The organism is Pandoraea aquatica, assembly GCF_902459565.1.
Taxonomy (GTDB): Bacteria; Pseudomonadota; Gammaproteobacteria; order Burkholderiales; family Burkholderiaceae; genus Pandoraea; species Pandoraea aquatica.
In genome coordinates this window covers 833,572-856,845 of the sequence record NZ_CABPSN010000002.1, presented here as the reverse complement: position 1 = coordinate 856,845, position 23,274 = coordinate 833,572, and the positions used below count along the sequence as shown (strand labels likewise).

At 63.2% G+C, this 23,274-nt stretch carries 19 protein-coding genes; 10 read left to right on the top strand and 9 right to left on the bottom strand.

All coding sequences use genetic code 11. From position 1 onward, the window contains the following. Positions 1 to 82: 82 nt before the first annotated feature. Entirely contained in the window at positions 83 to 1,816 is a 1,734-nt protein-coding gene (locus tag PAQ31011_RS09420) for an FAD-dependent oxidoreductase (RefSeq protein WP_150575546.1), read from the top strand. Between the two features lie 50 nt (positions 1,817 to 1,866). Further along, positions 1,867 to 2,076 (top strand): DUF2783 domain-containing protein, encoded by a 210-nt coding sequence (locus PAQ31011_RS09415; protein ID WP_150575545.1) that lies wholly within the window; start codon positions 1,867 to 1,869, stop codon positions 2,074 to 2,076. Between the two features lie 91 nt (positions 2,077 to 2,167). On the opposite strand, the gene PAQ31011_RS09410 is transcribed toward PAQ31011_RS09415, so the two are convergent. After that, entirely contained in the window at positions 2,168 to 2,968 is an 801-nt protein-coding gene (locus PAQ31011_RS09410; protein ID WP_150575544.1) for an IclR family transcriptional regulator, read from the bottom strand. A gap of 392 nt (positions 2,969 to 3,360) precedes the next feature. Between PAQ31011_RS09410 and PAQ31011_RS09405 the strand changes: the two genes are divergently transcribed. From PAQ31011_RS09405 to pcaF, 3 genes are all read left to right on the top strand, one after another. Further along, positions 3,361 to 4,032: a 3-oxoacid CoA-transferase subunit A gene (locus tag PAQ31011_RS09405; RefSeq protein WP_150575543.1), complete on the top strand. Its 672-nt coding sequence runs from the start codon at positions 3,361 to 3,363 to the stop codon at positions 4,030 to 4,032. A gap of 24 nt (positions 4,033 to 4,056) precedes the next feature. Further along, entirely contained in the window at positions 4,057 to 4,707 is a 651-nt protein-coding gene (locus PAQ31011_RS09400) for a 3-oxoacid CoA-transferase subunit B (protein WP_150575542.1), read from the top strand. A gap of 110 nt (positions 4,708 to 4,817) precedes the next feature. Further along, positions 4,818 to 6,020 (top strand): 3-oxoadipyl-CoA thiolase, encoded by a 1,203-nt coding sequence (pcaF, locus tag PAQ31011_RS09395; protein WP_150575541.1) that lies wholly within the window; start codon positions 4,818 to 4,820, stop codon positions 6,018 to 6,020. A gap of 161 nt (positions 6,021 to 6,181) precedes the next feature. On the opposite strand, the gene leuA is transcribed toward pcaF, so the two are convergent. Then, positions 6,182 to 7,894, bottom strand: coding sequence for a 2-isopropylmalate synthase (gene leuA, locus PAQ31011_RS09390; RefSeq protein WP_150575540.1), 1,713 nt, complete (start codon positions 7,892 to 7,894; stop codon positions 6,182 to 6,184). Positions 7,895 to 8,477: 583 nt separating this feature from the next. Here leuA and PAQ31011_RS09385 point away from each other — a divergent pair. Continuing rightward, complete coding sequence (locus tag PAQ31011_RS09385; protein WP_246179454.1) at positions 8,478 to 9,662, top strand: MFS transporter; 1,185 nt, start codon at positions 8,478 to 8,480, stop codon at positions 9,660 to 9,662. Positions 9,663 to 9,680: 18 nt separating this feature from the next. Here PAQ31011_RS09385 and PAQ31011_RS09380 read toward each other — a convergent pair whose 3' ends face one another. Further along, positions 9,681 to 10,148, bottom strand: coding sequence for an Lrp/AsnC family transcriptional regulator (locus PAQ31011_RS09380; RefSeq protein WP_039395891.1), 468 nt, complete (start codon positions 10,146 to 10,148; stop codon positions 9,681 to 9,683). A gap of 325 nt (positions 10,149 to 10,473) precedes the next feature. On the opposite strand from PAQ31011_RS09380, the gene hppD reads away from it, so the two are divergent. The 3 genes from hppD (at position 10,474) to PAQ31011_RS09365 (ending at position 14,410) form a co-directional block, all read left to right on the top strand. Beyond that, positions 10,474 to 11,547, top strand: coding sequence for a 4-hydroxyphenylpyruvate dioxygenase (gene hppD, locus PAQ31011_RS09375; RefSeq protein ID WP_039395888.1), 1,074 nt, complete (start codon positions 10,474 to 10,476; stop codon positions 11,545 to 11,547). Between the two features lie 164 nt (positions 11,548 to 11,711). Continuing rightward, positions 11,712 to 13,097 carry an amino acid permease gene (locus tag PAQ31011_RS09370; protein ID WP_150575538.1) on the top strand — a complete coding sequence of 462 codons (1,386 nt, stop codon included), beginning with the start codon at positions 11,712 to 11,714 and terminating at the stop codon, positions 13,095 to 13,097. Between the two features lie 116 nt (positions 13,098 to 13,213). Then, complete coding sequence (locus PAQ31011_RS09365; protein ID WP_150575537.1) at positions 13,214 to 14,410, top strand: amino acid aminotransferase; 1,197 nt, start codon at positions 13,214 to 13,216, stop codon at positions 14,408 to 14,410. Between the two features lie 68 nt (positions 14,411 to 14,478). Here PAQ31011_RS09365 and PAQ31011_RS09360 read toward each other — a convergent pair whose 3' ends face one another. Further along, positions 14,479 to 15,306 (bottom strand): alpha/beta fold hydrolase, encoded by an 828-nt coding sequence (locus PAQ31011_RS09360; RefSeq protein ID WP_150575536.1) that lies wholly within the window; start codon positions 15,304 to 15,306, stop codon positions 14,479 to 14,481. Positions 15,307 to 15,604: 298 nt separating this feature from the next. Here PAQ31011_RS09360 and PAQ31011_RS09355 point away from each other — a divergent pair, with 298 nt between their 5' ends. Beyond that, the gene (locus tag PAQ31011_RS09355) at positions 15,605 to 16,324 is read left to right on the top strand and encodes a glutathione S-transferase N-terminal domain-containing protein (RefSeq protein ID WP_150575535.1); all 720 of its coding nucleotides are present in this window, start codon (positions 15,605 to 15,607) and stop codon (positions 16,322 to 16,324) included. Between the two features lie 213 nt (positions 16,325 to 16,537). Here the strand turns inward: PAQ31011_RS09355 and PAQ31011_RS09350 are convergent, their stop codons facing one another. From PAQ31011_RS09350 to PAQ31011_RS09330, 5 genes are all read right to left on the bottom strand, one after another. Beyond that, positions 16,538 to 17,743: an NAD-dependent formate dehydrogenase gene (locus tag PAQ31011_RS09350; RefSeq protein WP_150575534.1), complete on the bottom strand. Its 1,206-nt coding sequence runs from the start codon at positions 17,741 to 17,743 to the stop codon at positions 16,538 to 16,540. A 183-nt stretch (positions 17,744 to 17,926) separates the two neighbouring features. Then, complete coding sequence (locus tag PAQ31011_RS09345; protein WP_150575533.1) at positions 17,927 to 18,796, bottom strand: class I SAM-dependent methyltransferase; 870 nt, start codon at positions 18,794 to 18,796, stop codon at positions 17,927 to 17,929. Positions 18,797 to 18,963: 167 nt separating this feature from the next. Further along, the gene (locus tag PAQ31011_RS09340) at positions 18,964 to 19,470 is read right to left on the bottom strand and encodes a GNAT family N-acetyltransferase (RefSeq protein WP_150575532.1); all 507 of its coding nucleotides are present in this window, start codon (positions 19,468 to 19,470) and stop codon (positions 18,964 to 18,966) included. A gap of 61 nt (positions 19,471 to 19,531) precedes the next feature. Continuing rightward, the gene (locus tag PAQ31011_RS09335; RefSeq protein WP_150575531.1) at positions 19,532 to 20,443 is read right to left on the bottom strand and encodes a LysR family transcriptional regulator; all 912 of its coding nucleotides are present in this window, start codon (positions 20,441 to 20,443) and stop codon (positions 19,532 to 19,534) included. 242 nt (positions 20,444 to 20,685) lie between these two features. After that, on the bottom strand, positions 20,686 to 23,268 hold the full coding sequence (locus tag PAQ31011_RS09330; RefSeq protein WP_425495099.1) for a penicillin-binding protein 1A: 2,583 nt from the start codon (positions 23,266 to 23,268) through the stop codon (positions 20,686 to 20,688). Positions 23,269 to 23,274: the final 6 nt, after the last annotated feature.

Sequence of the window (23,274 nt, the reverse complement as noted above, 5' to 3'; positions counted from 1 at the left end):
CATCAGCAGTCAAAGCAAAAGTAGAAAAACGTCACCCGCCGGCGCCCGCGTGCCGGTGAGGTGCCGACGATGGAGACTTTGCATGAGCAGCATCGATTACCAGCGCCTGACGTTCGAATACCAGGCGTGCGCCGAACAAGCCGCGCACACCGATCCCGTCACGCACCCCGTTATCGTGGTCGGTGCAGGCCCCATCGGCCTCGCCACCGCCATCGACCTCGCGCAGCAAGGCGTGTCCGTGATCGTGCTCGACGACGATTGCACGCTCTCGACCGGCTCGCGCGCCATCTGCTTCGCCAAGCGCACGCTCGATATCTTCGACCGTCTGGGTTGCGGCGAGCGCATGGTGGAAAAAGGCGTGCGCTGGAACGTGGGCCGTGTGTTCCTGCGCGATCAGGAGGTCTACAACTTCGATCTGCTGCCCGAAGCAGGTCATCATCGTCCGGCCTTCATCAACCTTCAGCAGTATTACGTCGAAGGCTATCTGTTCGAGCGCGCACGCGAGCTGCCGAACATCGAGATTCGCTGGAAGAACAAGGTCGTCGGTCTGACGCAGCAGGGCACGCCCGGCTCGGCGGATGCGAGCGTCACGCTCACGGTCGAGACGCCCGACGGCGAGTATCAGACGACCGCGCGCTACGTCGTCGCGGCCGACGGTTCACGCAGCCCGGTGCGCAAGCTGATCGGCGTCGACAGTCACGGACGCACGTTCAAGGACCGCTTCCTGATTGCCGACGTGAAGATGACGGCGGACTTCCCCGCCGAGCGCTGGTTCTGGTTCGACCCGCCGTTCCATCCGAATCAGTCGGTGTTGCTGCATCGTCAGCCGGACGACGTCTGGCGCATCGATTTCCAATTGGGATGGGACGCCGATCCGGTCGCCGAGAAAGCGCCCGAGCGCGTCATCCCGCGCGTGCAGGCATTGCTCGGCCCCGATGCGAAGTTCACGCTGGAATGGGTCAGCGTCTACACGTTCTCATGCCTGCGCATGGACGACTTCCGGCACGGTCACGTGCTGTTCGCCGGTGACTCCGCGCATGGTGTGTCACCGTTCGGTGCGCGCGGCGCCAACAGCGGTGTGCAGGACGCCGAGAACCTTGCATGGAAGCTCGCGCTCGTGCTCGGCGGTCATGCGCCCGATAGGCTGCTCGACACGTATGCTCGCGAGCGTGAGTACGCCGCCGACGAGAACATCCGCAACTCCACGCGCTCCACCGATTTCATTACGCCGAAGAGCCCCGTGTCGCGCGTGTTTCGCGACGCAGTGCTGACACTTGCCCGCGACCATGCGTTTGCGCGTCAACTGGTCAACAGCGGACGTTTGTCCGTGCCGGCCGTGTTGCACGAGTCGACGCTGAACACAGCGGAAACCGACACGTTCGCCGGTCGCATGACACCGGGTGCAGCCTGCGTCGACGCGCCGCTCGCGCGTCACGGTCAGGCGGGCTGGCTGCTGCCACGTCTGGGCGGACGTTTCGTCGCGCTCGTGTTCGGCGCGCCGTCATCGCTCGATGCCGCGTCGCTCGCCGCGCTCGAAGCCTTGTCGGGCGACAGCGTGCCGGTGATGCCGGTGTTCGTCACGCCGGATCTCGAAGCCGCATGCGATACACATGACGTGCACAGCATCTGGCACGACACGCAAGGCCTTGCTGCGCAACGCTACGACGCCGCGCCCGGCACGGTGTATCTGATTCGTCCCGACCAGCACGTGTGTGCGCGCTGGCGTTCGGTCGACGCGACGGCCATCGCCGCCGCACGCGAACGCGCGCTGGGGCGCACCGCCCCGGAAGTCGCGCCACTGCAATGTGCAGCGTGAGTGCGTGACGGCAATCCGACGACATAAGTAAAGCAGGTAGGAGACACTTCATGGCACTCGATACTCAACCGCGACTCACACGTCCCGACGACTTTTACGAAGCGCTCATCGACATGCATCGCGATCTCGACGAAGCGCAGAGTCAGGCGGCGAACGCGCAATTGATTCTGCTGCTCGCCAATCAGGTCGGCGATCACGACACGCTGCTCTCGGCGATTCGTCTTGCGCGCGCCGGGGCGCTCGGCAACGCGCCCCATTGACCGTCAGCCGCTCGGCACCGCCAATGCAAAAGGGGCGCTCGATGATTCGAGCGCCCCTTTTGCATGCAACGATGTTCGCGACGCGCGCCTGTTACACCACCACCATCTGCGAAATCTTCTGCGCGGCCTGTTGCAGCGGTGCGAGGAACTTCGCTTCCATCTCGGCGGCCGACGTCCGGTTCGCCTGACCGCTGACATTCATTGCGGCGATCACCTGCCCGCCGCGATTGCGGATCGGCGCGGCAATCGAAATCAACCCCTCCTCCAATTCCTGATCGACCAGTGCCCAGCCCTTCGCCCGCACGTCGAGAATTCGCGCGCGAAGCGTGTCGATGTCGGTGACGGTGCGTCCGGTGTGCTGACGCAGATCGGCACGGCGCAGGATCGCGTCGAGCTCGTCGTCCGATAATGCGGAGAGCATCACGCGCCCCATCGACGTGCACCACGCTGGCAGACGGCTACCGATGGAGAGGTTGATCGACATGACCTTGCGCACCGGCACCCGCAGCACGTAGACGATGTCGTCGCCGTCGAGCACCGACGCCGAGCTGCTTTCCTGCACCTGCTGAACCAGCGCTTCCATGAACGGCTCGGCCAGATTCCACAGCGGCATCGACGTCAGATAGGAAAAGCCGAGGTCGAGAATACGGGGTGTGAGACGAAACAGACGCCCTTCGCTGCGCACATAACCCAGGGCTTCGAGCGTGAGCAGAATGCGGCGCGCTCCAGCGCGCGTGAGACCGGACGCCTGCGCCACTTCTGAGAGCGTCTGCGCCGGACGCGTTGCGTTGAACGCCTTAACTACTGCCAGCCCGCGCGCAAACGACTGCACATAGGAGTCGCCCGGCTTCTTGTCGGTCGCATCGGGGGTGTCGTTCGTCGCTGGGGTCATGTAATCGGTGAAAGTCGGTGAAAGTTGAGCTTTGCGTGAACGGCAAGCGTAATGGATTTGCGTCGCCGGTTCTACCGCGCGATTCCGTCTGATTTCGTCTGATTTCGTCTGATTCCGTCTTTCTAGCACCGCTTTACGGCCATCTCTCACGGCCTTCTCATAGCGTGCGCATCGCTCGGACTCCGGGCAGCCCCTCGCTTGACGCCCAACGACGGAAGGCTTACGCTGTTCTTATAGCGAATATTTGTTCGCTATAAGAACATTGTGAACCAGACGATGCCGCCGCACAAGACGTCATCGCCCGGAGACAGCCGCCGGAAAGGCACATGTAAGCGTGTTCATCCGGTTGGAATGCGGATTTGCGAATTGACGGAAATGCCCAGGAGGCACGTGTGATCAACAAGATTTACGACTCGCTCGCCAGCGCGGTCGCGGACGTCCACGACGGCGCGACGATCATGATTGGCGGCTTCGGCAACGCCGGGATGCCCTCGGCACTCATCGACGCCCTGATCGAACAAGGCGCTCGCGACCTGACCATCGTCAACAACAATGCCGGTAACGGCGAGACGGGCCTCGCCGCCCTGCTGGGAGCCGGACGCGTGCGCAAGATCATTTGCTCGTTCCCGCGTCAGACCGACTCGCAGGTGTTCGACGGTCTGTACCGCGCCGGCAAAATCGAGCTGGAACTGGTGCCGCAAGGCAACCTCGCCGAGCGCATTCGCGCCGCTGGTGCGGGCATTGGCGGGTTCTTCACGCCGACCGGCTACGGCACGCTGCTCGCCGAAGGCAAGGAAACGCGCGTGATCGACGGCAAGTCGTATGTGCTGGAATCGCCGATCCACGCCGATTTCGCGCTCATCAAGGCGCTCAAGGGCGACCGTTGGGGCAACCTCGTGTATCGCAAAACCGCCCGCAACTTCGGCCCGATCATGGCCACGGCGGCGAAGTGCGCCATCGTTCAGGTGAGCGAAGTCGTCGAACTCGGCGAACTCGATCCGGAAGCCGTGGTGACGCCCGGCATCTTCGTGCAGCGCGTGGTGGCCGTGCCGCCCGCCGCCTGATCCCCATCTGAACCGGAGCAAGACATGAACCGACTGACCCGCGACCAGATGGCCGCCCGCGTCGCCGAGGATATCCCCGACGGCGCTTATGTGAACCTCGGCATCGGCCTGCCCACGGCGGTGGCCAACCATCTGCCCGCCGAGAAGGAAATCATTCTCCAGAGCGAGAACGGCGTGATCGGCATGGGCCCGGCCCCTGCCAAGGGCGAAGAGGACGAAGACCTCATCAACGCCGGCAAGCAACCCGTCACACTCAAACCGGGCGGTGCGTACTTCCACCACGCCGACTCGTTCGCGATGATGCGTGGCGGCCACCTCGACTTCTGCGTGCTGGGCGCGTTCCAGGTCTCGAAGACCGGCGACCTCGCCAACTGGCACACGGGCGCACCCGATGCGATTCCGGCCGTGGGCGGCGCGATGGACCTCGCGAGCGGCGCGAAGCAGGTGTTCGTAATGATGGAACACCAGACCAAGCAGGGTGAGAGCAAGATCGTCGAGCAGTGCACGTATCCACTCACCGGCGTGGGTTGCGTCACGCGCATCTACACCGACCTCGCGGTGATCGACGTCACGCCTGAAGGATTGCGCGTCGTCGATATGGTCGACGGCCTTTCGTTTGACGAACTACAACGTCTGACCGGTGTGACGCTGCTGGCCTCACCGGCCGTCGCCTGATACGACGCAAGACACCCTCGCCGGGACATCGCCTCGATGCCACCGGCGATTTTTTTGATGCGCGAGATTCCTGCGCGAATCTGCGCACCACCTTTTGGTGAGGTAGACAAATGAGTGAAGTCTTTATCTGCGACGCGATTCGCACGCCCATCGGCCGCTACGGCGGTGCACTGTCGTCGGTACGTGCCGACGATCTCGGTGCGATCCCCCTCAAGGCGCTCATGGCGCGCAACGCGAACGTCGACTGGACGCAAGTCGCCGACGTGATCTACGGCTGCGCCAATCAGGCGGGCGAAGACAACCGCAACGTGGCACGCATGTCGTCGCTGCTCGCGGGCCTGCCGCAGGACGTGCCGGGTGCCACGATCAACCGTCTGTGCGGCTCGGGCATGGACGCCATCGGCACCGCCGCGCGCGCCATCAAGGCGGGCGAAGCGGGTCTGATGATTGCGGGCGGCGTGGAAAGCATGAGCCGTGCGCCGTTCGTGATGGGCAAGGCAGCCAGCGCGTTTTCGCGTCAGGCAGAGATGTACGACACGACCATCGGCTGGCGTTTCGTCAATCCGCTGATGAAGGCGCAGTACGGGGTGGATTCGATGCCCGAGACGGGCGAGAACGTGGCGACCGATTTCGGCATCAGCCGTGAAGATCAGGATCGCTTTGCGGTGCGCTCGCAGGAGAAGGCGGCACGCGCTCAGGCAAACGGCACGCTGGCCGAGGAAATCACGCCGGTGTCCATCGCCCAGAAGAAAGGCGAAGCGATCATTGTGGATCGCGACGAACACCCGCGTGCGACGAGCATGGAAGCGCTCGCCAGACTTAAGGGCGTGGTACGCCCTGATGGCACCGTGACCGCCGGTAACGCTTCTGGCGTCAACGACGGCGCCTGCGCTCTGCTGCTGGCAGACGAGGCGAGTGCGGCGCGCTATGGCCTGACGCCGCGTGCCCGTGTGTTGGGCATGGCGACGGCAGGGGTGGCACCGCGCATCATGGGCATCGGTCCGGCTCCCGCAACGCAAAAACTGCTCGCGCGGCTCGGTATGTCGCTCGATCAGTTCGACGTCATCGAACTCAACGAAGCGTTTGCGAGCCAGGGCCTGGCCGTGTTGCGACAACTCGGCGTGGCCGACGACGATCTGCGCGTCAATCCGAACGGTGGCGCCATTGCACTGGGCCATCCGCTCGGCATGAGCGGCGCACGTCTGGTCACGACGGCGATGTATCAACTCAAGCGTACGGGTGGTCGCTTTGCGCTGTGTACGATGTGCATTGGGGTCGGCCAAGGCATCGCTATCGCCATCGAAGCGGTGTAATACGGCAACACCGCCGATGTTGTCGGGCCGGGAGTGCGTGCGGTGACCGGTAAGTTCCGCCACGTCGCTCCCGATGTCCCGCCCGCACGATCAGTGCGGGGCGGGACGCTTCTGCCCAATGTCTCCTTCAGTCCTTCCTGTCATTCCTTAGCGTTCGCGGCTCAGACAGCCTTCGCTACGTCGCGCATCACGGCGTCGAAGAACTTGCCCTGCGCGTCGGCATCGCTGCGTGCATAGGCACGGTTGATGCCGCTGATGACCGCACGGATCGAGGCCGTCGTCAGATTCGCGTCGATACCCACACCGAACGCGCTGCCCACAATCGTTTCGCCCGCCATTTCCGCGATGGCGATGGCACGCGCGTCTGCGCCTTGCGTCAGTGCGCGCTCTTCGTAGTGCTGCACGCGAACCGGGGTACGCATGGCGTTCATCAACGCGTCGAGCGGACCATTGCCGGCACCTGAGACCGTCGTGCGCTGACCATGCACGTCGATCGTCACGGCGATGTGTTGACGGCCGTCGCGCTCGGAGAGCGTGTGGGCGACGTACGCCACCGGATCCGTCGACGCCACGTATTCCTTCTGGAACAGTTGCCAGATCTGCGAGGCGGTGACTTCCGCACCCGTCTCGTCGGTGTAGCGCTGCACGGCCGAGCTGAAATCGACTTGCAGGCGACGCGGCATCTGCACGCCGTACGTCTGCTCAAGCAAGTAGGCGATGCCGCCCTTGCCCGACTGGCTGTTCACGCGAATGATCGAGTCGTACGTGCGGCCGAGATCGTTCGGATCGATGGGGAGATACGGCACTTCCCAGATCGCGTCCGGCTTCTGGGCAGTGAGGCCCTTCTTGATGGCGTCCTGGTGCGAGCCGGAGAACGCGGTGAACACGAGATCGCCGACATACGGGTGACGCGGGTGCACCGGCAACTGCGTGCATTCTTCCGACGTGCGGGCGATTTCGTTGATGTTCGAGAAGTCGAGGCCCGGATCGACACCCTGCGTGTACAGGTTCAGACCGAGCGTGACGAGGTCGACGTTACCCGTGCGCTCGCCGTTGCCGAAGAGGCAGCCTTCGATGCGATCGGCACCGGCCATCACGGCCAGCTCAGCAGCGGCGACAGCCGTGCCACGGTCGTTGTGCGGGTGAACGGAGAGGATCAGCGAGTCACGACGCGCGAGGTTGCGGTGCATCCACTCGATCTGGTCGGCGTAGTAGTTCGGCGTGCCGATTTCGACGGTCGCCGGCAAGTTGACGATGCACTTGCGCTCAGGCGTCGGCTGCCATACGTCGAAGACGGCGTCGCAAACTTCCTTGGCGAAATCGAGTTCGGTGCCGGTGAACGTCTCCGGGCTGTATTGCAACGTCCATTGCGTTTCCGGGGCGGCATCGGCGCAACGCTTGATCGTCTTGGCCGCCGACACGGCGAGCGCCTTCACGCCCGGCTGATCGAGATTGAAAACGATGCGACGGAATTCGGGAGCCGTGGCGTTGTAGAGGTGAACGATGGCGCGCGGTGCGCCCTTGAGCGAGGCGAAGGTGCGTTCGATGAGGTCGTCGCGGGCTTGCGTGAGCACTTCGATGGTGACGTCGTCGGGAATGTGACCGCCTTCGATCAGTTCGCGCACAAAGTTGAAATCGGTGTCGGAGGCCGACGGGAACGCCACTTCGATTTCCTTGAAGCCGATGGCGACGAGCGTCTTGAACATGCGCATCTTGCGCTGGGCGTCCATCGGCTCGAAGAGTGCCTGATTGCCGTCGCGCAGATCGGTGCTCATCCAGATCGGGGCACGCGTGATGGTGCGGCTCGGCCACTGTCGGTCGGGGATGTTGACCGGGGTGAACGGACGGTACTTCGTAGCGGGGTTCTTCAACATGGCGGGTCTCGATTGTCAGCAAAAGTGTCAACCGGACGACGCACAGACGCAGATAAGCTACGACCTCCGGTTGGATGAACCGGGGCTCAGGTCGGCGTAACTGGGGAAAATCAGCGGTGCTTCAGTGAGGAATTCAGACGATGCACGCGCGCAGCAACGGACCAAGCCCGGTGGAGCGGGCTAGTAGTCGTAGCGAGAGGGAGAATTGCGCGGTGATCATGTCGCACATGAAATCACAGATTTTCGGACGCTGTCAACCATGATGTGTCGCCTCGTGAGTTTCCCATGATGTGGGATGAGCGCCCTCGCGCACCGTCGCCGACCGGGACGCATTGCCGCACGGGCTTGTCCATCGGCGGCGTCTCCGATATCGTGTGGACTCATGGGATAACCAAGGGCCAGTCCCGAAACCCGACGGATCGACATGCTCAGCCGTCGGCGCCAATCCCGGTGTCGCGCGGCACATGTCTCGACATCGGAGACCACCTTGGCCCGCACCCCGCCTGCTTCATCTTCGCCCGCTTCATCCGCGACGTCCCAAACGCTCACCGCAACACGTTCGCCGTCGACGGATAGCGCCGCCGTGAGCGCACGTCCACGCACGGCCAAAGTCTGGCTGCTCGCGCTGACGGTGTTTCTCGTCGGCATCGACGAGAACATCTGCACCGGCATTCTTCCCGCCATCTCGAACGGCCTGAACGTGTCGATGGCCTCCGCCGGGCAGTTGACGACCGTCTTTTCGGCGGTGTTCGCGCTGTGGGCCTTCACGATGGCCGCGTGGCTTTCCCGGCATGCGCGACGACGCGCACTCATCGTCGCGCTTGTCGTCTTCACGCTGAGCAATCTGGTGGCAGCCGTCGCGCCGGGCTATGCCGCGCTGTTTGCTGCGCGCATTGCGATGGGCGCGAGTTGCGCCACCATCGTGCTGCTGTGCTCGCGACTCGCCACCGAAATCACACCGCCCGACTATCACGGACGCGCCGTCGGCATCATCTTCATGGGCATCAGCGCGTCGCTGGTACTCGGCGTGCCATTGGGCATGACGCTCGAACACTGGGCCGGGTGGCGCGCCGTTTTCGCTGCCATCGCGCTGGCGAGCGCCCCGCTCGTCTTCGTGCTGTGGCGCGCGTTGCCGTCGGGCACGCCGCCCGCTGCGCTGACTCTGCGCGCCTACGTTCGCGCACTCGCACAGCCTCGACGTCTCGCAGCACAGGGCGTGACGATTGCGATGCTCGGTGGTCACTTCACCCTCTTCGCTTATCTCGTGCCGTACCTTCAATCGCTGCTCGCGCCCTCACCCGACACGATGAGCCTGCTGTTTCTCGCGTTCGGTGTCGCGGGCGTGGCGGGCGCATGGCTCGGCGGATGGGCCGCAGATCGGGCCGGGCCGGTCGCCTCGCTACTCGGCTGTCCGTCGCTGTTTCTCGTGGCGATGGCGAGCGTGCCGCTGGCGGCGATGGCGTATCAAGGCGACGCCTGGCAAGTCGCCCTCTTTCTCGTCGCAATGATGATTTGGGGCGCGCTGTCGTGGTCGATCTCCCCGGTGGTGCAGAACTATCTGATTCGCACCGCACCGCAGGACGCTGAGGCGAACGTCGGCGTGAACGTCGCGGCCATGCATGTGGGGGTCGCGCTCGGCGCGGGGACTGGCGGCGCACTGGTCGACGCGAACGCCCTCGGGCTCACACCGTGGGTCGGTTGCGGGCTGGTCGCGCTATCCGTCATGTGCGCGTGGATGGCGACGCGCACAACGCGTCTTGCGCTGTGACGAAAACCCTCGCGGCCATCAAAGCGGCACGGCTGACGTGCACTTGATTTCGTCGAGACAGACGCTCGACTTCACGGCGCTCACGCCCGGAATACGCATCAGCGTATCGAGCAGAAACTCGGACAGCGCCTTCAGATCGCGCGCTACGACCTTGAGCACGTAGTCGATGTCGCCCGTCACGGAAAAGCACTCCTGAATCTGCGCGAGTTCCGCGACCAGTCCCTTGAAGTTCGACAGGTCGCGGATATGGCCGCGCTCCATCGTCACGTGGACGAATGCGACCACGCTGAAGCCGAGCCGTTGCGCATCGAGCCGCGTGTCGTAGCCCTTGATCACCCCCATTTCTTCGAGACGGCGGTGACGCCGCAGCGTCTGCGCGGGCGAAAGCTTGATCGCTTCGGCCAGTTCGAGATTCGAAATCCGTCCGTGGCTTTGCAATATCCCCAACAAGCGTACGTCAATCCGATCAATCTCAATGTCATGCATTTTTATTTCTCATCACGATCAATTTTGGAAATATTAATGCATAACCTAGGGTTTCCCTAGCGCATTTACGAAATCCTATTTTGCGCCGGCGCACTTACACTGCCCCTCATGAAATGACGCAAATTTGCGCGAAACACTTGCAATGGCAAGGATTTCGCCGATCGGAACGAGCGGATTGTGATATCCCGACCCATGGGTCAAGAGCGCACAATTTTGTTGCACGATCCGATGTCGTCTGTATTGACCGGAACGTAACCTCCGGCCGGTGCATGCGTCCAATGAATCTGTCATCCCTGCAAAATCACTTCACCCAGCCGAGACGATCATGGCCGACCTGTTTGAAAATCCGATGCAATTGATGGGCTTCGAATTCGTGGAATTCGCTTCGCCTACCCCGAACGTCCTCGAACCCATTTTCGAACAGATGGGCTTCACGCTCGTGGCGCGTCACCGCTCGAAAGACGTGGTGCTGTACCGTCAGGGCGAGGTCAACTTCATCGTGAACCGCGAGCCGAACAGCGAAGCGGCTTACTTCGCCGCCGAGCACGGCCCGAGCGCCTGCGGCATGGCCTTCCGCGTGAAGGATTCGCACAAAGCCTACGCCCGCGCGCTGGAACTCGGCGCACAGCCGGTCGAGATTGAAACCGGTCCGATGGAACTGCGTCTGCCCGCGATCAAGGGCATTGGCGGCGCACCGCTGTATCTGATCGACCGTTTCGAAGAAGGCAAGTCGATCTATGACATCGACTTCGAGTACATCGAAGGCGTCGACCGTCACCCGGTCGGTCACGGCCTGCGCCTGATCGATCACCTGACGCACAACGTCTATCGCGGCCGCATGGCTTACTGGGCCAACTTCTACGAGAAGCTGTTCAACTTCCGCGAGATCCGCTACTTCGACATTTCCGGCGAGTACACCGGCCTGACCTCGAAGGCAATGACCGCCCCCGATGGTAAAATCCGCATTCCCCTGAACGAGGAATCGGCCAAGGGCAGCGGCCAGATCGAGGAATTCCTGATGGCCTTCAACGGTGAAGGCATTCAGCACATTGCCTTCCTCACCGACAACCTGCTTCAGGTCATCGACAACCTGCAAATGGCAGGCGTCGATCTCATGACCGCACCGAACGACTTCTACTACGATGCGCTCGAGACCCGTCTGCCGGGTCATGGTCAGCCGGTGGGCGAACTGAAGGCGCGCGGCATTCTGCTCGACGGTACGACCGAGAACGGCAAGCCGCGTCTGCTGTTGCAGATCTTCTCGAAGACGCTGCTCGGCCCGGTGTTCTTCGAGTTCATCCAGCGCGAAGGCGACGACGGCTTCGGCGAAGGCAACTTCAAGGCGCTGTTCGAATCGCTCGAGCGCGACCAGATCGAGCGCGGCACGCTCAAGGTCTGAGTTCCGGGGAGACACGATCGTCCGCTCGCACGGACGATCCCAAAGGACACGGTGACGGCGTCATAAGCGCCGCACCGTGGCGACTCAACGCTTCCGGTTCGTGCTCACCGCATGAAAACAGAGAAGCGCGTCGCGTGAATACGAAGGTAGGGTAAGGAACAGACATGTCCGCCAACGCAGCAAAAGATGGCTCGCTCCACCGCGGCCTGAAGAATCGTCACATCCAATTGATCGCGCTCGGCGGCGCGATCGGCACCGGCCTCTTTCTCGGCATCGCCCAAACGATCAAAACCGCGGGTCCCTCAGTCTTGCTGGGCTACGCCATTGCGGGCGTCGTCGCGTTTTTCATCATGCGCCAGCTCGGTGAAATGGTCGTGGACGAGCCCGTCGCCGGGTCGTTCAGCTACTTCGCCAACAAGTATTGCGGTCAGTTCGCGGGCTTCGTCTCCGGCTGGAATTACTGGGTGCTTTACGTGCTCGTCTCGATGGCCGAACTCTCCGCCGTCGGCATCTACGTTCAGTACTGGTGGCCGAGCATTCCCACGTGGGTCTCGGCGCTCGTGTGCTTCGGCGTCATCAACGCCATCAACCTCTCCAGCGTGAAGTCGTATGGCGAGATGGAGTTCTGGTTCTCCATCGTCAAAGTCGCGGCCATCGTCGGCATGATCGGCTTCGGCGGTTATCTGCTCGTCTCCGGCAACGCCGGCCCGCAAGCGAGCGTCGCCAACCTGTGGCAACACGGCGGCTTCTTCCCGAACGGCGTATCCGGCCTCGTCATGGCGATGGCGGTCATCATGTTCTCGTTCGGCGGGCTGGAGCTGGTCGGCATTACGGCGGCGGAAGCGGACGACCCGTCGCGCACCATCCCGCGCGCGACCAATCAGGTCATCTACCGCATTCTGATTTTCTACGTCGGCGCACTCGGCGTGCTGCTCTCGCTGTATCCGTGGGAAAAGGTCGTGACCGGCGGCAGCCCGTTCGTGCTGATCTTCCATGAACTGAACAGCAACTTCGTCGCGCACGTGCTCAACGCCGTGGTGCTGACCGCTGCGCTGTCCGTCTACAACAGCTGCGTGTATTGCAACAGCCGCATGCTCTACGGTCTGGCCGGTCAGGGCAACGCGCCACGCGCCCTGCTCAAGGTCAACTCGCGCGGCATTCCGCTGACCGCCCTCGGCGTCTCGGCGGCAGCCACGGCCGTGTGTGTGGTGATCAACTACTTCATGCCGGGCAAGGCGTTCGAACTGCTGATGGGGTTGGTCGTGTCGGCCCTGATCATCAACTGGGCGATGATCAGCGTGATCCACCTGGCCTTCCGTCGTGCCAAGGCACGCGCCGGTGAGACCACGTTCTTCAAAAGCCTCGGCTACCCGCTCACGAACTACCTGTGTCTGGCGTTCCTCGCCGGCATTCTGGTGGTGATGTATCTGATCCCGGATCTGCGCATCTCCGTGTATCTGATCCCGGTGTGGCTGGTCGTGCTGGCCGTCGGCTACCGTCTGCGTCAGAAAAGCGCGGCCGCGCCGGTGCCGGTCAGCGCAACGCGTTAAATAAGTCAACGACGCACGCCGGGCTTTCGACGCCCGGCGTACACCCGGCAGTGCCGCACTAGCGGTATCATCGGAAGTTACCCCATCGTTATTCCATCGCTATTCTAGGAACTGCCATGTTCGAACACATCGATGCCTATCCCGGTGACCCGATCCTCTCGCTCAACGAGAATTTCGCGAAAGATCCGCGTACCAACAAGGTCAACCTGAGCATCGGCATCTATTACGACGACGCAGGCCGTCTGCCGGTCATGAACGCAGTTCGTCAGGCCGAAGCGCTGCTGCTGGCGGAAGTCGGCCCGAAGCCGTATCTGCCGATGGCCGGCTTTGCCAACTATCGCGACGCCGTGCAGGGTCTCGTGTTCGGCGAAGACTCGCCCGCGCGCAAGAACGGCAGCATCGCCACCGTGCAGACGCTCGGCGGTTCCGGTGCCCTGAAGGTCGGCGCAGACTTCATCAAGCGTTACTTCCCCGGCTCGCAAGTCTGGGTGAGCGACCCGACCTGGGATAACCACCGCTTCATCTTCGAGCGCGCCGGTTTCACGGTGAATACGTATCCGTATTACGACGAAGCGACCGGTGGCCTGCAATTCGAAGCGATGGTCGACGCCATCGACAAGCTGCCTGCACGTAGCGTCGTGCTGCTGCACGCCTGCTGCCACAACCCGACCGGCGTCGATCTGAACGACGCCCAATGGGTGCAACTGATCGAAGTGCTCAAGAAGCGCGAACTGCTGCCCTTCGTCGACATGGCGTATCAAGGCTTCGGCTCGGGCATCGAGGCCGATGCTTTCGTGATTCGCGAACTGGCGCGTCAGGGCCTGCCGGCGTTTGTCGCCAACTCGTTCTCGAAGAACTTCTCGCTGTACGGCGAGCGTTGCGGCGGTCTGTCGGTGATCTGCGAATCGTCGGAAGCGGCCGATCGCGTGCTGGGTCAGCTGACGAGCGCCGTGCGCTCGAACTACAGCAACCCGCCGACGCACGGCGCGAAGATCGTCGCCAAGGTGCTGAGCACGCCGGAGCTGCGCAAGTCGTGGGAAGAAGAACTCTCGGCCATGTGCCAGCGCATTACGCGCATGCGCGGCGCGATTCACGACGGTCTGCGCGGCCACGTGCCGGACACCATGCTCTCGCGTTATCTGGAGCAGCGCGGCATGTTCACGTACACGGGTCTGACGGCCGAACAGGTCGACGTGCTGCGTGAAGCCCACGGCGTCTATCTGATCCGCTCGGGCCGCATGTGCGTGGCCGGGCTGAACGAGAGCAACGTTGCCGTAGTGGCCGACAGCATCGCCAAGGTGCTGAACGGCTGAGCTGGCGCTCGCTGAAGTAAAAAAGGGACGGCGATTGCCGTCCCTTTTTCATTGGCGCGACAAAAGTCTTACGACGCCTTCTTCAGGAATTCCAGAAGATCGGCGTTCACCTTATCCGCCTCGACCGTGCACATGCCGTGCGCGCCGCCCGGATAGATCTTCAGCGTCGCGTTCTTGACGATCTGCGCGGTGAGCTTGCCCGAATCGTCGATCGGCACGATCTGGTCGTCGTCGCCATGCAGCACAAGCGTCGGGATATCGATCTTCTTCAGGTCTTCGGTGTAATCCACCTCCGAGAACTCCTTCACGCACAGGTACTGACCGAGGTGCGAACCCCACATACCCTGCGCCCAGAAGGCGTCGATCACGCCCTGCGACGGCTTGGCGTTCGGACGGTTGTAGCCATAGAACGGCACCGCCAGATCCTGGTAGAACTGCGAACGATTTGCGGCGACATTCGCGCGAATTTCGTCGAATACACCGATGGGCAGACCGCCCGGGTTCTTGTCAGACTTGAGCATGACGGGCGGCACAGCACCGATGAGCACCGCCTGCGCAGCGCGCTTCGTGCCATGACGGCCAAGGTAATGCGCGACTTCACCACCGCCAGTCGAATGGCCGACAAACGTGGCGTTGTGCAGGTCGAGATGCTCGACGAGTGCGGCGAGGTCGTCGGCGTAGGTGTCCATGTCGTTACCGGTGCCGGGCTGTTCCGAGCGGCCGTGGCCACGACGGTCGTGCGCGATCACACGATAGCCGTGCTGCACCAGAAACAGCATTTGTGCATCCCAGGCGTCGGCGCTAAGCGGCCAGCCGTGAGAGAACACGACCGGGCGGCCCGTGCCCCAGTCCTTGTAAAAAATCGACGTGCCATCCTTCGTCTTGAACGTGCTCATAGTGTCATCCTTTGAGAGGAAAGTTCGTGCACCAACAGAAGGGCCGGTGCGAGCGAGGGGTTTTAATTTAAGGCGTCGATGAGCGCCGTTGCAAGGTGAGTTTTTTTGATGAGCGCGTGAGGGACATTCACGAAACCTGTCCTATGGCTGTCATGAAGTACGGGCCGTTCGGTGTCCGGCACTACTGCGGTGCACGCCACGACGTCGATGGTGCACGCGCCAGCACGTCCGCACACTTGGCGTTATATTGGGCGTCCCGCGGCGCTGTTGGCCGCTCATCCCGAATGCGTCGATCCCCATGTCCGATCAATCCGCCGAGTTGTCCCAGTTTCCGATCACGCGCAAGTGGCCTGCCGCGCACCCGGAACGCCTGCAACTGTATTCGCTGCCTACGCCCAATGGGGTGAAGGTGTCGATCATGCTCGAAGAAATCGGGCTGCCGTACGAAGTGCATCTGGTGAACTTCCAGACCAACGATCAGCTCACGCCGGAATTCCTCTCGCTCAACCCGAACAACAAGATTCCCGCGATCCTCGATCCGAACGGTCCCGGCGGCAAGCCGCTGCCGCTGTTCGAGTCGGGCGCGATCCTCTGGTACCTCGCCGAGAAGACCGGCAAGCTGCTGCCCGTCGATCCGGCCGCGCGTTATGAGACGCTGCAATGGGTGATGTTCCAGATGGGCGGCATCGGTCCGATGTTCGGCCAATTGGGCTTCTTCAACAAGTTTGCAGGCAAGGACTACGAGGACAAGCGTCCGCGCGACCGTTACGTCGCCGAGTCGAAGCGTCTGCTCGCGGTACTCGATGCGCGTCTGGCGGACCATCAATGGTTGATGGGCGACGAATACACCATCGCCGATATCGCCACGTTCCCGTGGGTTCGTAACCTGGTCGGCTTCTACGAGGCGGGCGATCTCGTCGGCTTCGATCAGTTCAAGAACGTGCAGCGCGCGCTGGGCGCATTCGTGGCGCGTCCTGCGGTGATTCGCGGGCTGGAGATTCCGAAGCGCCCTGCCTGAGCATGAGGTGACGTGCGACCCGTGATGTCATAAAAAAAGACCGGTGCACCTGGACGACGCACCGGTTTGAGATCGCGATGTTGCACGAGGAGGTACTACCCCGCTGGGCGTCGGACCGACGACCCGGCGGGTACAGCCAGGAACTGCAAAAGAACTTCCGGAACAACGTTACTGCGGTGAATCAGCAAGACTGATGCTCACGCATGAAGGGCATCAGGCCGACTTCTTGAAGCGAGCGGCTTCTTCCGAACCGCCCGTAGCATTGCCTGCGCTGTACGAGTGCGCGCCCACACCGGCGAGCTTGCCGTTCTGCACGATCAGGTACTCGTTGCGGATCGGACGGTTCTCGAAGTAGCACTCCAGAATTTCTCGCGTACCGGCGGCGTAACGCGTCTGCGCCGACAGGCTCGTGCCCGAAATGTGCGGGGTCATGCCGTGGTGCGGCATGCGGCGCCACGGGTGATCGGCCGGTGCCGGTTGCGGGAACCAGACGTCGCCGCCGTAGCCCGCGAGCTGGCCGCTTTCGAGCGCTGCCGCAACGGCGTCGCGATCGCACAGCTTGCCGCGTGCCGTGTTGATCAGGTACGCGCCGCGCTTGAAGTGCTTCAGGCTGTCGGCGTTGATCATGTGCTCCGTTTCCGGGTGCAGCGGGCAGTTCAGTGTGACCACGTCGCACACCTTGGCGAGGCTTTCGAGGCTCGTGTGGTGCGTGAGGTTGAGTTCCTTCTCGACCGATTCCGGCAGACGGTGACGATCGAGGTAGTGCAGATGCGTGCCGAACGGCTTCATCAGACGCAGCACGCGCAGGCCGATACGCCCAGCCGCCACCGTGCCCACATGCATGCCTTCCAGATCGTACGAACGCTCGACGCAGTCGGCGATGTTCCAGCCCCCCTTGAGCACCCATTGGTACGACGGCAGGTAGTTTCGCACCAGCGCCAGCGTCGTCATCATCACGTGTTCGGCCACGCTGTTGCTGTTGCAGTACGTCACTTCCGCAACGGTGATGCCGTGTTCCATCGCGGCTTGCAGATCGGTGTGGTCCGAGCCGATACCGGCGGTCACGATCATCTTCAGCTTCTTCGCACGCTTGATGCGCTCGGCCGTCATGTAGGCGGGCCAGAACGGTTGCGAGATCACGATTTCGGCGTCCGCCAGTTCGCGGTCGAGCACGCTGTTGTCGCCGTCTTTGCTCGACGTCACGACGAGTTCGTGGCCGTTCGATTCGAGGTACTTGCGCAGGCCCAGTTCGCCCGACACGCTACCGAGCAATGCGCCCGGCTGGAAGTCGATGGCACGCGGCGTGGGCAGCGTCTGGCCGTCGGGGTAGCACTCGATCTTCGGCAGATCGTCGCGGGCGTAGGTCTTCGGGTAGCCGGTAACGGGGTCGTCGTACAGTACACAAACAATCTTGGCCATGGTGTCTCACTCCTGAATGGTTATCTGCAAGATGTCTGCTTGGCGACGCTGGCGTCGTTGACGTCGTTGGTGTCGCTGCATTGAGGCCAATGATCGGTGTATGCGTTTCGTCTGGAAAATCGTTCCGGTCGATCGGTTGATCGGTGAGACCTATCAAAGCGATGTGCCTGAAGTGCGATGACGTCAGACGTCGCCGGACGGTGCGCGCGCCGACAGGTGCCAGCACGCCGAGGTGAAGCGCACCTCGCCCTGCGCGACGAATGGCGCGTAGGCCTCGACGATGGCGTCTACGATGCGCTCCCGCTTTTCCGGATCGAGACCTGCCAGCGCCAGTCCCACCGGCCCGAGCCGCGACGCGTAATCGCGCAAGTCGGCCTGCGCGAATGAGCAATCGAAGTGCACAGACTCAAGCCGAACGTCCTCCCACCCTGCCGAAGACAAGATGCTCGCGACGCGCTCCCGATCCGCGAAGCCGAACTGCCCTGGCGCGCCAGGCTGTCGGGGCGGCAAGTTTGACAACAGCGGCGCGGCGGCGCGCTCGGCCACGGTCATGAACGGATTTTCCGACGGCCCTCGCCACACAAGCGTGTGGAGCGCCGCCCCCGGGCGGGCCGACGCGCGCAGATTGGCGAACGCGGCAACCGGGTCGTCGAAGAACATGACGCCGAGTCGGGAGACGATGAGATCGAAGTGAGCTTGCGGAAATACGTGCGTCTGCACGTCGGCGCAAAGAAATTCGACCGGTGCGCGAGCGTTCGCCGCGCGCGTGCGTGCCGTCTCGATCATCGGTGCGGAGATGTCGCCCCCCGTGAGTTGCCAGGGATGGCCCAGCGCGGTGGACATGGCGAGCGTGGTGCCACCGGTGCCGCATCCGACGTCAAGCAAGCGCCCCGAAGGCGTGTGTCGCGCGACGTCGCGCGCGCGGTCGATGAGAAACCTCGCGAGCGGCACGAACATCTGGTCGAGTGCGGCACGGTTGTCTACCCATGCACTGCCCGAACGGCCGTTCCATAGTTCGGACTGATCGTGATTGGCGTTTCCGGTCATTGGCATCCCTCATGTCGACACGATGGAGGCGCATGCCAACCGGACGTCAGTCGATCCCCACGATGTCCCGAACGTCACCCGGCATGGCGCATGTCATGCAGTGTGGCAATTCAAGTCGACTTTAGGTCAAGGGATTTTTGCGCAATCACGTGCCGGTGCGCGCGTAAGAAGGCTCAGGCGGTGGCGTTGAACGCGTCGTGGTACGCGACCGTGCCGCTCGGCAGCGGGCCGTCGAAATGCGTCATCTGAAAATACTCGGCGGGCACGCCTGGCAAACACAGCGACGGGTCTGCGCGGAAACCGAACCGACCGTAATAGGACGGCTCACCCAGCACGACGCAACCGGCTGCATCGAGTCGACGAAGCGCGTCGAGCGCCGCGTGCATGAGCTGGCTGCCAATGCCCTCGCCCTGACGCTCAGGAGCGACGGAGATCGGCCCGAGGCCGTACCAACCTCGGGCACCATCGCTGATCGTGACAGGAGAAATCGCCACGTGACCCACAATGACGCCTCGATCCTCTGCGACGAGCGATACGCTCAGTTGTCCGGCGCGACGCAACGCTGCGACGATGAACTGTTCGGTATGGGCGGTGTGCGGGGCATATTGAAAGGCGGCGACGGTCAACGCTTCGATGGCGTCGACGTCGACAGCGGTTTCGTTTCGGAGCTGTAGGGTCATGGCGGCATTGTATGCCGCGCAGGCGGGGTGGGATGGGCCGACGCGAGCCGTGCGGGCAGTGCTAGGCAGGCAGCAACGCATCCAGTCGGGTTTGCAGATCCACAGAACGGAAAGCGGCGATGGCGGCGTCCAGCAGTGGCGGACGAGGTAACCGCTCGCGCAGAATGAGACCGATCTCGCGATGCAGCGCCGGTTGCAGCGGCACGGCGTGCAACTCGTCGCGCATCTCCGCCAGACACAGCACGCTGTGCGGCACGATGCTGAAAAGCCCCGCGCAGCGCACGTGCGCGTACAGCGCCATGAGCGAATCCGTCTCCACACGCGGCGACGCCGACGTGCCCGCGCGCGCCAGCGCTGCATCGATCCCCTGACGGCACTGCATATTGCCGGTGAGCAGACACAACGGCAGCTTCGCCGCCTCGTGCCACGACAGCGACGTGCTGCCCGAGAGCGCTGACTCGTCGCGCGCGATCAGCACGTAGCGCTCGCGGAACAGGGAGATGGTTTCGAATTCGCGCAGACGGGGATCGTCGAGATAACTCAGGCCGACGTCCAGATCGAGTTCGGAGAGTTGACGCAACGCTTGCGTCGCAGAGAGCGTGTAGACCTCATGCCGCATGCCGGGGAACTCGCGCAGACACGCGTCGGTGAGCAGCGGGACAAGCGGCAACGCGGTGGGGATTGCGCCGATACGCAGACATCCGGTGACTTCGCGGCGGCTCGCACTGGCCTCCTGACGCAAGCCCTCGCAGTCCGCCAGCACCTGACGCGCCCACGCTAACACCCGTTCGCCCTCCGGCGTGAAGCCCTCGAAACGGCGTCCGCGTCGCACGATCGGCAGGCCGAACTCTTCCTCGATGCTACGGATCGCGCCGGAGAGTGTCGGTTGCGACACGTTGCACAGCTCCGCCGCGCGACGAAAGTGCTGCGCCTGCGACAGCGCCACGAGATAGCTCAGTTGCCGGATGAACATGGCTTGCGTCCCCTCCTCTTGTCATCGGCACCAGAGGTGATGCCGATGCTGCGGGCGACACCTGCCGTCACCGCTATATTGTTATGAATATAGCGCAAGCCATGACGCGCCAGTCATGAGAAAGTCGCATAACTGTTATGGGAAATTGGCCCGGCGGACACCGAGCCTATGAGGCAGGAGACGGTTGGCTGAGAGAGGGTCGGATGGACTCGTCCTGCGGACTTGCCCATCCAATGTCGACGTTACTGTGCTGGGGTAGACGGCGGCGGGCTTTGTGGTGCGGGCGACGGGGACAGCATGATCCCGCCAGGCGTCGTTGAGGGGCCGGACGGCACCGACGGCGTGACTGGCACCGATGCCCCGCCTGACCCCGTCCCAGACGAACCGCCCGGGCCGTTCCACTCGCCGGGCACGCCCGGGATGGTCGTGCCTTGTGAGGCGCTTGCGGGTTGCGCGGCGGGTTGCGTGTATTGCGGCTGAGCGAGCACGGCCGATGCGACCGGCACCGGCAGCGGGCCGCTGTCGCTCGCCGCATCCGGCGTCGAGACCGACGGCGCAGGGGCCGGTGCGGGCGACGGTGCCTGACGCTTCACCGGCGCTTTGGGTTTGGGCTCCGGCTTACTGGCGAAGAGACCCGTCACCCAGTCCGAGGCGCGCGTCCACCAGTCGCTGTACCAGTGATGATTGTCCGGCGCTTCGAACTTCGCACTGCCGTCGATGACCTTCGCGCGCAACGCACGCGAGAAGACATCCCCGACAATCGGCAATGCACTGTGTGCGCCCTGCCCCCAGTAATCGCTTCGCAACGTGATGCGGCTGTCGTTGAAACCGACCCATGCGCCTGCCACTAGTTGCGGCTGCATCAAAATGAACCAGCCGTCTGCATTGTCCTGCGTCGTACCGGTCTTGCCCGCGACATCGGCCCGAATACCGAAGCGCGTGCGAATCGCATTGCCTGTGCCGCGATTGATGACACCGCGCATGGTGTCGAGCAGCGTGTAATCGTCGTTCTCCGAGAGTGCGCGTTCGGGCCGCGCGGGCGAGAACGTCGCCAGCACTTCGCCTTCGCTGTTCGTGATCTCCGTGACCATCGTCGGCTCGCGATACTCGCCGCCGTCTGCGATCGTGCCGTAGGCCGCCACCATCTCCTTGAGCGAGACGGGGCTTGTGCCCAGTGCCAGCGACGGCACCGCATCGAGCTTGCTCTCGCGCACACCCATTGCGCGTGCGAGCCCGACCACACGCGACGGCCCGACGTCCTGCATCAACTGCGCCGTGACGGTGTTGCGCGATTGTGCCAGCGCGTCGGCGAGCTTCATCGGCTTGTTGGTCGGCGCGGTGTCGTCGCTGGGTCGCCAGATTTCGCCGCCCGCGAGCGGAATCTCCACCACCTGGTCGACGATGGTGTCATCCGGCTTGCGCCCCTTGACGAAGGCCGCCCCGTACACGAACGGCTTGAACGTCGAACCCGGCTGACGCCGCGCCTGCTGCACGTGATCGAACGGATCGGTCGTGAAGTCGCGGCTGCCGACCCACGCACGGATTTCGCCGGTACGCGGATCGATGGCGAGGAACCCGGCTTGAACGCGGGTCTTCGTCGTGCGCAGGTTCTGCATGAACGCCTTGTCGGCGAACAGACGCTTCATCGCCGCTTCAGGCGCTTCGCCCCCGGCCACGGCATTGCGGTATTCCGCCGTCTCGCGCACGAAAGACTGGACGAGTGCCGTGCTGTCGCGCCAACCGCCGCGTGCCGACCAGTTCGCGTCGGCAATGCCCTGCAACTGATTCGCCTGACGCGTGAGCGCTTGCGTGGCCATCGACTGCAAGCGTGCGTCGATGGTGGTGTGCACCACCAGACCGTCCGAGTAAATGTTGTAGTCGTTGCGATCCGCCCAGCCGATCAGCCACTTGCGCAATTGCTGTGCGAAGTGCGGTGCGGGCCCCGGTTCTTCCGTCTGACGTTCGAAGTCGACGCGCAACGGACGCTTTTGCAGCGCCGCGAGCTTCGACGCGTCGAGGTCGCCGAACTTCACCATCTGTGCGAGCACCGTGTTACGGCGTTGCAGTGCCCGCTCGGGATTGATCACCGGGTTGTAATAGCTGTTGCCCTTGAGCATGCCGACGAGCGTGGCGGCTTCGACAACGTCCAACTGGTCGGCCGACTTGTCGAAGTACGTGCGCGCCGCCATTTCGATGCCATACGCGTTGTACAGGAAGGGCACCGTGTTCAGGTACGTCTCGAGAATCTCGGGCTTCGTGTAAAGCGCCTCGATCTTCAGCGCGGTGATTGCTTCCTTGAGTTTGCGCGTGAGCGTCGGAGCGCGGCCGATGTCGTCCGGGTACAGATTGCGGGCGAGCTGCTGTGTGATCGTCGAGCCGCCCTGACGGTCGCCGGAGAACGTGCGCAGCGCAGCGCCCGCCGTGCGCGTCAGATCGATGCCGTGGTGCTCGTAAAAGCGATGGTCTTCCGTGGACACCAGTGCCTTGACGACGTTGGGCGAGATGTCCTTCAACGCCACCCACTCGCGATTCGACGGCCGGAACTCGGCCAGCAGCTTCCCGTCGGCGGACAACACCTGCGCGGGCTGGTCGACCTTTGCTCGGCGGATGTCGCGAATACTTGGCGTGAACGGAATCAGGATCAGCGTGTAAGCGACAAGCAGGCAAGGCAGCGCCGCCACGGCGATCAGCACACCACGACGCGTGGGATGGCGCAGATGATGCCAGGCGCGCGCCGCATAGGGGGACAGCGGTTGCAAGAGGCGAAGACCCCGCCGGCCCGCTTGGGCAACGGCATGCAACAGCGAAGAAAACAGCGACGAAATCGGGCG

What these genes read in the sequence shown, in the direction of transcription:
- PAQ31011_RS09420 (WP_150575546.1), top strand. Translation starts at nt 83, where the DNA reads ATGAGCAGCATCGATTACCAGCGCCTGACGTTCGAATACCAGGCGTGC.
- PAQ31011_RS09415 (WP_150575545.1), top strand. Translation starts at nt 1,867, where the DNA reads ATGGCACTCGATACTCAACCGCGACTCACACGTCCCGACGACTTTTAC.
- PAQ31011_RS09410 (WP_150575544.1), bottom strand. Translation starts at nt 2,968, where the DNA reads ATGACCCCAGCGACGAACGACACCCCCGATGCGACCGACAAGAAGCCG.
- PAQ31011_RS09400 (WP_150575542.1), top strand. Translation starts at nt 4,057, where the DNA reads ATGAACCGACTGACCCGCGACCAGATGGCCGCCCGCGTCGCCGAGGAT.
- pcaF (WP_150575541.1), top strand. Translation starts at nt 4,818, where the DNA reads ATGAGTGAAGTCTTTATCTGCGACGCGATTCGCACGCCCATCGGCCGC.
- leuA (WP_150575540.1), bottom strand. Translation starts at nt 7,894, where the DNA reads ATGTTGAAGAACCCCGCTACGAAGTACCGTCCGTTCACCCCGGTCAAC.
- PAQ31011_RS09380 (WP_039395891.1), bottom strand. Translation starts at nt 10,148, where the DNA reads ATGCATGACATTGAGATTGATCGGATTGACGTACGCTTGTTGGGGATA.
- hppD (WP_039395888.1), top strand. Translation starts at nt 10,474, where the DNA reads ATGGCCGACCTGTTTGAAAATCCGATGCAATTGATGGGCTTCGAATTC.
- PAQ31011_RS09370 (WP_150575538.1), top strand. Translation starts at nt 11,712, where the DNA reads ATGTCCGCCAACGCAGCAAAAGATGGCTCGCTCCACCGCGGCCTGAAG.
- PAQ31011_RS09365 (WP_150575537.1), top strand. Translation starts at nt 13,214, where the DNA reads ATGTTCGAACACATCGATGCCTATCCCGGTGACCCGATCCTCTCGCTC.
- PAQ31011_RS09360 (WP_150575536.1), bottom strand. Translation starts at nt 15,306, where the DNA reads ATGAGCACGTTCAAGACGAAGGATGGCACGTCGATTTTTTACAAGGAC.
- PAQ31011_RS09355 (WP_150575535.1), top strand. Translation starts at nt 15,605, where the DNA reads ATGTCCGATCAATCCGCCGAGTTGTCCCAGTTTCCGATCACGCGCAAG.
- PAQ31011_RS09350 (WP_150575534.1), bottom strand. Translation starts at nt 17,743, where the DNA reads ATGGCCAAGATTGTTTGTGTACTGTACGACGACCCCGTTACCGGCTAC.
- PAQ31011_RS09345 (WP_150575533.1), bottom strand. Translation starts at nt 18,796, where the DNA reads ATGCCAATGACCGGAAACGCCAATCACGATCAGTCCGAACTATGGAAC.
- PAQ31011_RS09340 (WP_150575532.1), bottom strand. Translation starts at nt 19,470, where the DNA reads ATGACCCTACAGCTCCGAAACGAAACCGCTGTCGACGTCGACGCCATC.
- PAQ31011_RS09335 (WP_150575531.1), bottom strand. Translation starts at nt 20,443, where the DNA reads ATGTTCATCCGGCAACTGAGCTATCTCGTGGCGCTGTCGCAGGCGCAG.